Source organism: Aquisphaera insulae, assembly GCF_011064615.1.
GTDB lineage: Bacteria > Planctomycetota > Planctomycetia > Isosphaerales > Isosphaeraceae > Aquisphaera > Aquisphaera insulae.
The window spans coordinates 1-12402 of record NZ_JAALJH010000095.1 but is presented as its reverse complement, the minus strand read 5'-3'; the positions used below and the strand labels follow the sequence as shown (position 1 = coordinate 12402).

At 66.9% G+C, this 12402-nt stretch carries 8 protein-coding genes; 3 read left to right on the top strand and 5 right to left on the bottom strand.

The features are described 5' to 3' along the window. Window positions 1-206: 206 nt before the first annotated feature. The gene (locus tag G6O54_RS31145) at window positions 207-1214 is read right to left on the bottom strand and encodes an aspartate carbamoyltransferase catalytic subunit (RefSeq protein WP_165232727.1); all 1008 of its coding nucleotides are present in this window, start codon (window positions 1212-1214) and stop codon (window positions 207-209) included. A 2-nt stretch (window positions 1215-1216) separates the two neighbouring features. Next, window positions 1217-1801 carry a bifunctional pyr operon transcriptional regulator/uracil phosphoribosyltransferase PyrR gene (pyrR, locus tag G6O54_RS31140; RefSeq protein WP_165232691.1) on the bottom strand — a complete coding sequence of 195 codons (585 nt, stop codon included), beginning with the start codon at window positions 1799-1801 and terminating at the stop codon, window positions 1217-1219. A gap of 436 nt (window positions 1802-2237) precedes the next feature. On the opposite strand from pyrR, the gene G6O54_RS31135 reads away from it, so the two are divergent. From G6O54_RS31135 to ispH, 3 genes are all read left to right on the top strand, one after another. Further along, window positions 2238-2657: a hypothetical protein gene (locus G6O54_RS31135; RefSeq protein ID WP_165232688.1), complete on the top strand. Its 420-nt coding sequence runs from the start codon at window positions 2238-2240 to the stop codon at window positions 2655-2657. A 178-nt stretch (window positions 2658-2835) separates the two neighbouring features. Next, a complete protein-coding gene (locus G6O54_RS31130) occupies window positions 2836-4131 on the top strand; it encodes an L-lactate MFS transporter (protein WP_165232685.1) in 1296 nt (431 codons plus the stop codon). Window positions 4132-4257: 126 nt separating this feature from the next. Then, a complete protein-coding gene (gene ispH / locus G6O54_RS31125; RefSeq protein ID WP_165232682.1) occupies window positions 4258-5202 on the top strand; it encodes a 4-hydroxy-3-methylbut-2-enyl diphosphate reductase in 945 nt (314 codons plus the stop codon). Between the two features lie 20 nt (window positions 5203-5222). Here ispH and G6O54_RS31120 read toward each other — a convergent pair whose 3' ends face one another. The 3 genes from G6O54_RS31120 to G6O54_RS31110 all read right to left on the bottom strand — a co-directional run bounded on the left by G6O54_RS31120 (window position 5223) and on the right by G6O54_RS31110 (window position 11824). Beyond that, the gene (locus G6O54_RS31120) at window positions 5223-6014 is read right to left on the bottom strand and encodes a hypothetical protein (RefSeq protein ID WP_165232679.1); all 792 of its coding nucleotides are present in this window, start codon (window positions 6012-6014) and stop codon (window positions 5223-5225) included. 125 nt (window positions 6015-6139) lie between these two features. After that, complete coding sequence (locus G6O54_RS31115) at window positions 6140-6565, bottom strand: hypothetical protein (protein WP_165232676.1); 426 nt, start codon at window positions 6563-6565, stop codon at window positions 6140-6142. A gap of 372 nt (window positions 6566-6937) precedes the next feature. Beyond that, a complete protein-coding gene (locus tag G6O54_RS31110) occupies window positions 6938-11824 on the bottom strand; it encodes a beta strand repeat-containing protein (protein ID WP_165232674.1) in 4887 nt (1628 codons plus the stop codon). Window positions 11825-12402 lie beyond the last annotated feature (578 nt).

The following is a 12402-nucleotide window of genomic DNA, read 5'->3' as shown; positions in this document are numbered from 1 at the left end:
ACAGAGGACACAGAGAAGACGGGGGGAAGAGAAGAACCGAAAAACATCAAGATCCAATTATGGATTGTAAGGCTTGAAGATTCTGGAAATCAGCGGTCTCGCCCAATTGCTTGACGGTTTCACATGCGTTCCCGCCGCTTTTACCCCTGTCTTCATCCCTTTCTTCTCGTCCCCCCGTCTTCTCTGTGTCCTCTGTGCCTCTGTGGTTAGTCCGCATTTCCGCTGTTCGTCTTCATTTCCATCCGGGCGCTCAGCAGGTAGAGCACCGCCATCCGGACGGCCAGCCCGTTGGTCACCTGGTCGAGGATGGCCGAGTGCTTGCCGTCGGCCACCTCGGGAGTCAGCTCGACGCCGCGGTTGATCGGCCCCGGCGCCAGCAGGAGGAGGTCCGGCTTGCCCTTGCGGACGCGTTCCTCGGTCATCATGTAGAAGTGGGAATACTCGCCCACCGACGGGAAGAGGCCGCCCTGCTGCCGCTCGAACTGGATCCGGAGGACGTTGACGACGTCGCACCGGGGGAGGATGGCGTCGAGGTTGTAGGCGATCTCGACGCCGAGCTTCTCCATGGACCTGGGGACGAGAGTCGGGGGGCCGCAGACGATGACCTTCGCCCCGAGCTTGGTGAGCCCCCAGATGTTGGATCGGGCGACCCGCGAATGGGCGATGTCGCCGAGGAGGCCGACCGTGAGCCCGGCGATGGAGCCCTTCGCCTTGCGGATCGTCATCAGGTCGAGCAGCCCCTGGGTCGGGTGCTCGTGGGCGCCGTCGCCCGCGTTGATGATCGCGGACTTCACGTGCTGCGAGAGGAGGTGGGGCGCGCCCGGCGTCGAATGGCGGACGACCATGATGTCGGCGCCCATGGCCTCGATGTTCTTGGCGGTGTCGATGAAGGTCTCGCCCTTGGAGAGGCTGGACGAGCTGGCGGTGAAGTCCTGGGTGTCGGCCGAGAGCCGCTTGGCGGCGAGGCTGAAGCTCGTCCGGGTCCTCGTCGAGTTCTCGAAGAAGAGGTTGAAGACGACCCGGCCCTGGAGCGCAGGGACCTTCTTGCGGCTCCGCTTCGAGACCTCGGAAAACGACTCGGCCGTGTCCAGGATGGCCACGATCTCCTCGGCGGAGAGGTCCTCGAGGCCCAGCAGGTGGCGGCGGGTCCAGGTGGCGGCGGGATTGGCCGCGGCCGGCGGGGATCCCGGCTCGGTCTCGACGCCGGTGGAGATGCTCACGGGGAGGGCCTCCTCTCGGGGGACGTGGGGCCGTGGGCGGGATCGGCCCCGACGTGGACGATCTCGTCGGCGGGGTCGAGCGGCCGGAGCCGGACGCGAACCCGGTCGTGGCGGCCGGTGGCCAGTTTGAGCCCGACGACTTCGGGCTCGATCGGCAGCTCGCGATGGCCGCGGTCCACCAGGACGGCCAGGCGGATCCGCCCCGGCCGGCCGAGGTCGCAGATGGCGTTCATCGCGGCCCGGATGGTGCGGCCCGTGAACAGGACGTCGTCGACGAGGATGATCTCCGCCTCATCGACCGCGAAGGGGATCTCGGTCCCGCGCAGGACCGGCCAGCGCCGGCCCTCGCCCAGGTCGTCGCGGTAGAGCGTGATGTCCACGGCGCCGACCGCGATCGTGTCGCCGCCGATGTGGGACAGCTCCTGCCCCAGCCGCTCCGCCAGCGCCGCGCCACGCGTCCGGACGCCCACCAGGTAAAACGGCGAGCCCGGGCGGCGACCCGCCCAGACCGCGGCGGCCATCCGCTCGATCAGGGCCGCGGTCTCGTCGGCCGAGGCCACCTCGCGTCGATCGTCGCTCATCAATGCTCGCCCCTCGGCCGATGGTCCGGGACCAATCGCCGCCGGATCCGGATTCTAGCAGACGCGGGCGTGGGCTTTCCAGAAGAGCGAGAGCCGACGGGATCTCTCGGGCCGGCAGGGTCGTTACGATCCGACCAGGGCGGACGAGTCGGCCGGCGAGCGACGCCCGAGCCGACTCGGCACGGAATCCAGGAATCCGGTCGATGGCGTCGAACTCGGTACGAATCCCTTGATGCCGGACGGCATCCCGTCCGTGCATCGGAATCGGTCTACGCCCCCTCGAAAGCGGGCATCGATCGCGGCACGTTGAAGTTGGGTCATGAGTCGGGCCTGCAAGAGGGCAAGTGACGCGGTCCGCCACGAGAGTTCTCGCGTGATCGTCACGCGGCGCGCGACGGATTTTTCTCCACCCCAGGTCAATCGAGCTCGCACCATCATGAAAAGCCTGTCAACCGTCCCTCTCCTCAGCCTCGTGCTCCTCGCCTCCGGCTGTGGCGGCCTGTTCCATGGCAAGGAAGCAGCCGAGCGGGGGGTGGCCGAGTTCCACACGCTCTACAACCAGGGCAAGCTCGCGGAGATCTATTCCGCCAGCCACTCAAAGATGAAGGGTGCCGCGGCCGAGAAGCAGTTCCTCGATCTGCTCGGCGCCGTCGAGCGCAAGCTGGGGAAGGTCGTCCAGTCCGTGAACGCCGGCTTCAACGTCCGGTCGTTCAATCTCACGACGACGGTCGTGCTGAACCAGACCACGACGTTCGAGAAGGGTTCGGGGACCGAGGTCTTCACGTTCGAAATGGACGGAGAGAAGGCCGTGCTGGTCGGCTACAACATCAACTCGAACGACCTGATCGTGAAGTAGCGATCACGCTCGCGGAGGAAGCCCCGGACCGATCCCTCGCTGTTCGTCCTGAAACGGGGGGCGTGGGCCCGGTGCCCGCCAGTCTCCGGAAGATCAGGCGGCAGCCACGGCCCTTTTGCATCGCGCCAACCCTCAGGCTATGCTGCATCTCTTTTCGGCCCTGGCCCGAGGAGACGGCATGGAACGAGAGCCCGGGATTCCGCTGAAGGCATGGGGGGTGGTTGTCGCCGGGATGGCGGTCAATCTGTGCCTGGGGATCCTCTACGCGTGGAGCGTCTGGAAGGCCAGGCTCCTCGGGGGCAAGGCGCATCCCGCGGGCTCGCCGATGTCCGGGCTGGACGCGGGGTGGACCTACCTCACCGACGCCCAGGCCACCTCCGCCTATGCCGCCTGCGGGATGATCTTCGCGCTGATGATGATCCCCGGGGGACGGATCCAGGATCGGTACGGCCCGAGGTTCGGCGCCCTGCTGGGGGGGCTCTTCCTCGCCTCGGGGTGCGTCGTGTCGGCGCTGATGAAATCCTATATCGGCCTCCTCCTCGGCTTCGGGGTGCTCGGCGGCATCGGCATGGGATTCGGCTATGCGGCGACCACGCCCGCGGCCGTGAAGTGGTTCGGCCCCCATCGTCGCGGGGTCGTGGTCGGGCTGGTCGTCGCGGGCTACGGGGCCGCGGCGATCTACATCGCTCCGCTGGCCAAGAGTCTGATCGCGTCCTACGGCCTCTCGGGGAGTTTCCTGGCACTCGGCGGCCTCTTCGCGCTGGTGATCGTCGTCTCCGCCCAGTTCCTCGTGCTTCCGCCCGCCGGATACGTCCCGCCGGCGCCGGCCGCCGCGACGACGACGTCCATGGCGACGACGGACTGGACCGCGTCCGAGATGCTCAAGACCCGGCAATTCTACGGGCTCGTCTTCCTCTTCATCGGATCGGCCCAGTCGGGCCTCCTGGTCATCGCCAACGCCACCCCCTTGCTCAATGCGGCGGCCGGGTCGCTGCCGTTCTTCGCCTCCAACGCGTGGATCCTCGCCTCATTCGGCGGGCTCGTGAACGCGCTGGGGCGGGTCGGTACCGGCTCGTATTCGGACCGGATCGGGCGTTCCAACGCCTACCTGATCAACGGGGTCGTCGCGGCGACATGCCTGCTGCTGATGCCGAGGATCCTGGCCTCGGGGAGCGTGCCGCTCCTCTTCCTGGCGGTCGGCCTTTCCTACTGGCAGTACGGGGGAGCACTCGCCCTGCTGCCGGCGTTCACGGCCGATTTCTTCGGCCCGAGGAACCTGGGGTTCAACTACGGCTTCGTCTTCCTGGGGTGGGGCATCGCGTTCTTCGTGCCCCAGTTGGCCGGATACCTCAAGGACGCATTCGGGAGCCTCGACGCCGCGTTCTATCTGTCGGGCGTGCTCCTCCTCGCGGCCGTGGCACTAAGCCTGCTCCTCCGGAGGCCCGCGGCCGGCGAAGCTTCCGAGCCGGGATGATCGATCCTACTCGACTGCAGGAGGACACGGCCCCGGGGCATCCATTCGCCTTCCCAGCCGGCGCCGGCTCGCCTACGATAGGGAGCATTCCACGCCGACCGGAACGATGGAGGAGTCCCGTCCCCGATGCGAATCATCCTGGCCAATCCCCGAGGCTTCTGCGCGGGGGTGAACATGGCGATCGAGTGCCTCGAGCGCGCCCTCGACTTCTTCGGACCGCCGGTCTACGTCTATCACGAGATCGTCCACAACAAGTACGTGGTGGACCGCTTCAAGGGCCGCGGGACGGTCTTCGTGGAGTCGCTCGACGAGGTGCCCGAGGGCTCTCCGCTGCTCTACAGCGCCCACGGCGTTTCGCCGCAGATCCGCGAGCAGGCGCGGGGCCGGCGGCTCGTGGCCGTGGACGCGACGTGCCCGCTGGTCACCAAGGTGCATCTCGAGGCCATCAAGTACGCCCGCGAGGGCTACACGATCTTCCTGATCGGCCACGAGGGGCACGACGAGGTCATCGGCACCATGGGCGAGGCGCCCGAGCAGATGGTCCTGGTGGAGACGGCCGAGGACGTCGAGAAGCTCGACATCGGCAACCCGGAGAAGCTCGCCTATCTCACCCAGACCACCCTCAGCGTGGATGACGCCAACCTCGTCATCGCGGCGCTCCGGCGGCGGTTCCCGCAGATCGCGAACCCGCCCAAGGACGACATCTGCTACGCGACCCAGAACCGCCAGGAGGGGGTGCGGGAGCTGGCCTCACGCTCCGACCTGGTCCTCGTCCTGGGGAGCCAGAATAGCTCGAACAGCCGGCGGCTGGCCGAGATCGCGCTCTCGCTGGGCGTCCCCTCCCACCTGATCGACGGGGTCTCGGAGATCCGCGCGGAGTGGTTCGAGGGGGTGGGGACCGTCCTCATCACCGCCGGTGCGTCGGCCCCGGAGGACGTGGTCCAGGAATGCGTCGATTACCTGGTCCGGAACCACGGGGCCACGATGGAAGAGGCGTACGTCCGCGAGGAGAACGTCCACTTCCCCCTGCCCAAGTCGCTCCGCGAGCTGCTCCCGGCCGGCAGCCGGTGAACGAGCGAGCAGCCTCGTCCTCACATGAAGGGGCCGGTTCCTCGCGAGGGCATGGTCGCCAGCAGGTCGCGGTGGGAGGACTCGGAGGGGTGTGCGAGCGGGTCGCTCTCCCGATCCTCCTTCTCCATCTCCCCGAGCACGCGGTTGGAGTGGCTGAACGCGGCGAGCACCAGGGCGGAGACCTGGATCAGGCAGATGGTCCAGATCAGGTGCCAGCCAAGGAAAAGAAGCTGCCCCTGGGGCCCGAGCATGCGGGCCTGCAGGGGCCAGCCGCCGTCCCAGTTGGTGGCCTCGCAGAAATGGAGCATCCAGACCACGGCGCCGGTGGCGGCCAGTGAGCGGATCGATCGGGCGGATTCGTCCGCCCGCTCCGCGCCCAGGTGGACGAGGTAATCCCCCGTCAGGCTGGCGACCAGCGCGAACTCGGCCCAGCCGAGAGCCAGGCCCAGGTTGTCGGGGAACCAACCGATCGCACCATTCCCCTGGGCCGCGGACCGCTCCATGAACCAGAGGACCAGGTCGACGAGGCACATGAGCAGCAGGAGGCCGACCCGGCGCTGCCAGCTCTTCTGTTCCCAGCGGCCCCAGAGCAGCATGGTTCCGAGGAGCATGGCCCAGACGATGATGGTGGAGATCCACTCGCTCAGGGGGGAGGATCTGTACCAGAGGATGAGCCTTCGATCCCCGAGGATTGCGGCCGTCAGGATGATCGCGGCCATGGAGGCGAGCACCAGCGAGGCCGAGAGGAAGAAGTAGCTGAGTCGGCACAACTGGTAGGTCTTGCGAACCGACTCACGGTCGACGTCGTTCATGCGCGGTCCATCCCCGGGATGTTTGTCGCGGAAGCCCGTCCCCTCCTGCTCATGGTAGCGGTCCATGGTCCGGCGGCCAAGGGGCGGAGCCGAGACGCGATGCCCCCGAGGGACGATGCCGTCGATCATCCTCCCGACCGGAAGACCAGGGCGACATCTCCCCAGGCCTCGGGGGGATCCTCGGGCGCCCGTCCCTCGGCCATGGATCGGCGAACCCGATCGAGATCAACCATCAATTCGAGCAGGTTCCGCGGCTCGATCCGCGGCAAGCGAAGCGTGACGGCGGTTCGATCGGCACCGACGATCCCGATCTGCTGGCCATTGAGGACCACCGAGACGAGCCCCGGGACCGATTCCAGGACGAGGATCGGGGATCCCTCCTGCGTCGTCGACTCGGCCGGGGGGCACCCGAATCGTCGCGTCAGCTTCAGGCGGCGGCCGGGGAGCGCCGCGATCGAGGCGGGCAGGGTCAAGCGCGTCGTGACGGCCGGATCGGCACCCTCCACGGTGCATTCCCAGGCGGCTCGAAGTCGGATCCGGTGTTCACCCACGACCGTCCCTTTCTTCCCTGGATCTGGCCCATTCTCAGCATCACGCCCCTGCGGAGTCGGGGCTCATGGGCCTGCGGAGCCGACCTGACGCCGGTTCCCATTCAACTCTCCTGGATCACCGTCAGACTCTCAACCTGGATGCTGGGAACTTCCATCCCGCCTCCAGGAGCGCGACGGCCCGCACTCGCCCCGTCCGTCCTCGATCGCGTGGATCGGAGCCCTTGCCGCATCGGCCGTCGAGGAAACGGGCCGATGGGAATGGAGACGGGACACCCAGAGTATCGACGCATGTCCTCGGCGTGGAGGCCGCCGATTCCATCGTCGATACCCGGGATGTCCCGAGCCCTCACCCGGTTCCTGAGCGGAACGCAATCACACCTTCCGGCCGACCGCGACGCGACGCTTCGCGGCGAGCGGCCCGGCAGGGTGTACGGCCTTCGTCCGAGCGACGATCCGCCTGGAAGCGGTCGTCTTGGTCGTCGTGGTCGAGACGGAGGTCGTCGTCGAGCTCAGGGGCGGGAGCGAGGCCTTGTTCCCCGCCGCGTCGGTGATCGAGACGCCGGTGGGCAGGACGATCTGCCCCGTCGTCGTCGCGGACTTCGCCCCTGCGAGGTCCGCTCGAGTCAGCCGGTACGTGAAGTGGAGCGTGTTGGTTCCGCTGCCTCCGGCGTAGGTGAAGGCCCGGTTCATGCCCCCGATCGTCAGCGGGATGATCGGGAAGCCGGAGACGATCACCGATTCGCTGAAGGTGACGTCGATCGAGAGCAACTGGCCGACGCTGTACCGCTTCCCGGCGTGCTGGATCGGCGAGACGCTGACGACCGTCGGCGCCGTCGAGTCGATCCGGATGGTTCCAGGGCTCAGGGACGGGACCGCGAGCTCCGTGAGCTCCATGCCCGTCGCGCTCTCGGTGATCCGGTCGCTCAGCTCGGTGTGGAGGACCGTGCCGGCGGGGATGAAGACGTCGCCGGAATCGCCCGGTTCCAACTGCAGGCTGAAGCGTAGCTGCGAGGCGCCGCTCCCCGAATCGTATAGCGCCTGACGGATGACCGAGCCGACCTGGACCGGGATCGACGGCTGTCCGGTGACGTTGACCGAGCCTGTGAATCCGACGCTGAAGTACAGCGTGTCGCCGGCGCGGTAGGTGCTGCTGGCAGGCGCGGTGAGGCTGTTGGGCGCCACGCTCGCGGGCTCCTGGGCACCGGCGGCCTTGCGTGCGCGGCCCCAGAAGACGTTCAGGAACGAGGAGTCGAACGGCGCGACCGGGCCATAGTTGCCATACGGCAGGGCGATGTATCCCGAGACGAAGGAGTCGAAACCCGGGCCGGCGTTGGCGACATTGATCCGGCCGATGTCGCCGTCGGTCGCGAGATAGAGGCTGCCGGCGCTGGCCGAAGGCCCGATGATCGATCGGAGCGAGAACGACGCGGCGTTGGTCAGGAAGTTGACAAGGGTGCCGGCCTTGCTCGCGGTCAGGTCGGGGACGTTGAGGGTGACGTCCGCAGACGTGGGCGTCGTCAGGGCGGCCGCGGCGGAGCCAACTTGCTGTCCGCTGTTGAGGGGGGAGATGTTGATGTTGATGTTGCCGACGCTCGCACCGCTATACACGGAGAAGACCGACCCGAACGCGAATCGCCCGTTCGTCGTGATGTTCACGTTGCCCATGTTGCCGGGCACGTTGTCCGCGAAGAAGGGGAGGATGAACCCGGGAATCGTACCGAATCGCGTCAGGACGTCGAAATCGGCCAGGAAGGCGGAGAGGAAGACTCCTGTCCCGATCGAGTTGACGTTGAGATTGCCGATGCCGGCGTCGGCCGCGAAATAGCTGGTATCGATGCCCGCGGCCAGGAGGGTCCAGCCGTCATTCGGCGGCGGCTGCACGGGAAGCAGTCCGGTGCTCGATCGCCCGGTGGTCACCGTGATGTTGCCGATCGTCGAGGTGAACAGGCTCTGATCGTAGTCGAACTGCGAGGCGCGGAACTCGCTGTTACGGATGCCAGCGCCGCCCAGCGTGGTGACGTTGATGTTGCCGATCGAGCCCGCCGCCCCGGCGAGGAACTGGCTGTCCTCGATCCCGTTGCCACGGAGCGAGCCGTCGACGACGGTGATCGTGCCGATGGTCCCCGCGTTGTTGAAGTTGCCGTTGTTGTCGTAGACGGCGTTTCGGCCGTTGAAGATCGAGGCGGAGATGCCGGCCCCGCCTTGCTCCCGATCGGTCACCTCGACCGTGATGCTGTCGATCCGCTCGCCCTCGAAGCTCGAGCCGGAGATGCCCGCGGAGCTGACGAGGTGCTGGCCTGCCGTCTTCGCGTAGATGCCGAAAATGGCCCCCAGGTCGGTGGTATCCGGCGTCGTGTTGGGGAGGTTCGGCCCGTTCATGGAGTTGCCGTAGTCGGAATCGGCCACGAAGATCGAGCCGCTGATCGCCGTGCCCCCCTTGGTCGTGGCCGAGATGAAGCCGATGTTGCCGTCAGCCGTGAACGACGAGCCCGAGATGGCGTCGGAGAGGATCGAGGTCCCGCTGGCGATCGCCGTGATCCCCGAGGTCAGCGCGCTAGCCTGGTCGCGGGCCGAGGTGATCGACCCGTTATCGGCCATGAAGATGCTGTTCGAGATCGCCGTACCGCTGTTGATCGACTCGGCGTAGATTCGGCCGAAGTCCCCCTGGGAGATGCTGAAATTGCTCCTCGAGATGGCCGACCCATTCAGGGCCTTCACCTGGAGGTTGGTGATGTCGCCCTTCACCTGGAAGATCGAGTTGCTGATGCCCATCCCGAGGCCCGACCGTACATCGACGTAGATGCCGTCCACCTGCACATCCGGGCGGTTGTTCTCGTAGTCGGTCCAGGCGCGGAGCGAGGAGTCGATGATACCGTTGCCGGTCTGCCCGCCCAGGACGAGAGCCTTGATGTCGCCGTAGCTCTGGGCGTACGTGGAGATCGCATAGAGGGCGTCGCCGCCGTTGGCGTTGACCGTGCTGTCGATTCCCGCGATCCGGTTGGACGCCTGGAAGCGGGTGCCGTAGATCCCGTCCCCTCCGGCCGGACCGCCCTGGGCCGTGATCTGGCCCATGGTGCCCAGGGAGGCGGAGGTCTTCCCGTTGGCGTCGAAGCTCCCACCTTCGATGCCGCTGCCGAGGACCGTCGACTGGCCGGTGATCGGCCCGATGCCGCCCTCGGCGACGACGACCGGCTCGTAGATGCCGTCGCCGTTTCCGATCCCCGTGATCGAGTCGATGTTGCCGACCTGAGCGTGGATCACGACCTTGTAGAGGCCCGTGCCCACGTAGCCTTGCCCCTTGATCGCCCCCATCTCGGCGGCCAGGATCTGGGCCTGATTGATCCCGTTGTTGGTGTGAGCGACCGACGAGGGGACCCCGGCCGAGACCGAGGGCAGGATGACCGAGCCGTACGAGATGCCCGTCACGCTGGAGATGCGATTTCCGGCCTGAATCAGCGTCCCGTCGATCGCCGTCCCGTTGAAGGCGTAGACCGTCACGTCGCCGATGTTGTGCCCTGCGATGAGGCTGCCGCCATCCATCGCGGTCTGATCGGGGTTCGTGACGGTGACGTCGCCGAGGTCGTTCGCCGCGACGAACACGGCCAGGTTGAGCGACCCCGCGTCCACGAGGATATTGCCGATGTCGTGGGCCTTGACCCGCCAGCCGATCGATCCGGAGTAGGCCCGGATATCGCCAATCTCCCCGCCGGCGCTGATCTCGGTGAGGGAGACCGCCGGCTGGTAGACGGTGATGTCGCCGATGTTACCGCCGGCGAGCACGACCGTGGACTCGAGGCCCCCGGAGACCCCCGTGATGGTCCCGATGTTGCCGCCCGCGATCAGTTGGGCCTTGATCCCGGTGGCCGACTTGACGTCGCCGATGTTCCCGCCGGCCTTGATGAAGCCGTCCAGGTTGACCGCCGAGCGGGTCTGGGTCTGGGCGGCCGTCCCGGTGGCGACCGTCGTGGGCATCAGCATCTCGACGTCGCCGATGTCCGTGCCCGCCTCGAACAGCGAGGAGGCATCGAGCACCTGCGCCGTGATGTTGCCGATGCTGGACGCCGAATACCAGCGCGAGAAGGCCGTCCCGTTGAATACGATGTCGGCAATCCCCTGCGTCGTGCTGGTGTCGACGATGGACGTCGCCAGCTTGTCCGGCACGAAGATGGAGTCGGCCTGCGACGGGTCGGAGCCGGAGATGCCGCCACCGGCCGAGATGTTCCCCGTGTCCTTTTCGGCGGTCGAGCCGGCGAACCCCAGGTTCAGATGGCCGGCGACGTTCAGGAAGCCCGTGAATTGGAGCGGGAGGGCAATGGTCAGCGGCTGCGAGACGTCCCTGGTGGTGATCTCCCCGTTGATCTGGCCGATCTGGATGGACCCGATCCCCCCCGCACGGACCGCGTTTCGCAGAGCGCCCCGAGGTGCGACGATCGATCCGATGTTCCCCGACACGTCGACGATCCCGCGCAGGTCGTTGGTGAGCTGAGTCTCGTCGAACGGGTCGTTCGTCGTCGCGCTGATCGACCCGTTGACGACGATCGAGCTGATGCTCTTGGCCTCCACATTGTAGAGGTCGATCAGCCCGGCAGCCGGGTTGTACTGGCCGCCCGCACCGACCATGTTCTCATCGACGATCTCCTGCTCCCCCGTCAACGGGCTGGTGATCGTGATCGTGGGAGAGTTGCTGCTGGAGGAGGCGAGCGTCGAGGTGTTCACGCGATCGACGTACGTGACCATGCCGGTGTCGAGCGTGATGCGCCCCATCGCCACGTTCGGCAGGTTGATGTCCCCGACGATGGCCGCGCCGAGCTGGATGTTGCCGAGGGTCGTGGTGTCATCGGCCGCGGTGATCTTGGCGATGTTCGTGTACCCGGCGCTGAACATCTTGTTGTAGTAGTCGCTGCCGGCGTTGATCGTCAACTCGTTCGGGGTGACGGTGATGCTGAGGCCGTTCTGGCCGCTCAGGCCGACGAGGTTGAGCGAATCCACGTCGGCAAGGCTGGTGGCGTCTCCGGCGAGACGGACCGTGAAGCCGGCGGCACCGGTCGTCGTGCCGTTGACCGCGATCTCGACGGTATTGCCGCGAGCGTCGAGGAATGCCACGTCCTGGTAGATCTGGCCGGGGACGATGGCGGTCGGCAGCGTCAGGAGCTGCCGCTCCTCCAGGGCACCGACCTCCGGGAGTCGCGACCTGCTGCGAGTGCACCGCCGTCGATTCGCGAGGCGAGACGTCGATCCGCAATCCTGATGTGAAAACATGAGCTGACGATCTCCGTGGAGAGTGGGGCCGAGTCGCCGCCTTCGATCCGGGGGGCCATGCCTTCCCCGCAACTTCGGACGTCGCGCCGCGACGGCCGGCAGGGCGGATTTCCCTTCCCGGGACCCTATGTCGAATGGGAGGTTGGCGGCCGCTCGCAGGAGTCGGGGACCGTCGAGTCCGCAGTAGGCCCGGGGCCGAACGCGGCAGGTGACCTACGGCATACATCGCCTCTGGCCGTTTCGCCGCTGCATCGACGGAAGCATCTCGCGTCTGTTTAGGAGGAGAATAGAATCCGAACCGGTGTGTCGTGCTGACACCGATCGAGAATTTCAGATCTTTCCGGACTGGGAGGGCGACAGCCCCCAAGACCCATGCATCCACCCACACGCCATGCCGGGTCGTAGACGACCTTCGGCGGTCCTGGAGCGAGGACGTTGACCCGCGCGGAACGAGGAAAGAGGCCTGGGCTCACCGCCCAGGCGAATGACGGGTGGCTTGAAGAGGAAGGTCGAGGCAGGCGATTCCGACCTGCCGGTGGATTTCGAGGCGAGCACCACTCCCCGCGGGTCGATGGTCT

Bases quoted from the DNA above. Each gene is read 5' to 3' on its own strand.
- G6O54_RS31110 (WP_165232674.1), bottom strand. From the start codon at position 11,824: ATGTTTTCACATCAGGATTGCGGATCGACGTCTCGCCTCGCGAATCGA.
- ispH (WP_165232682.1), top strand. From the start codon at position 4,258: ATGCGAATCATCCTGGCCAATCCCCGAGGCTTCTGCGCGGGGGTGAAC.
- G6O54_RS31130 (WP_165232685.1), top strand. From the start codon at position 2,836: ATGGAACGAGAGCCCGGGATTCCGCTGAAGGCATGGGGGGTGGTTGTC.
- G6O54_RS31135 (WP_165232688.1), top strand. From the start codon at position 2,238: ATGAAAAGCCTGTCAACCGTCCCTCTCCTCAGCCTCGTGCTCCTCGCC.
- G6O54_RS31120 (WP_165232679.1), bottom strand. From the start codon at position 6,014: ATGAACGACGTCGACCGTGAGTCGGTTCGCAAGACCTACCAGTTGTGC.
- pyrR (WP_165232691.1), bottom strand. From the start codon at position 1,801: ATGAGCGACGATCGACGCGAGGTGGCCTCGGCCGACGAGACCGCGGCC.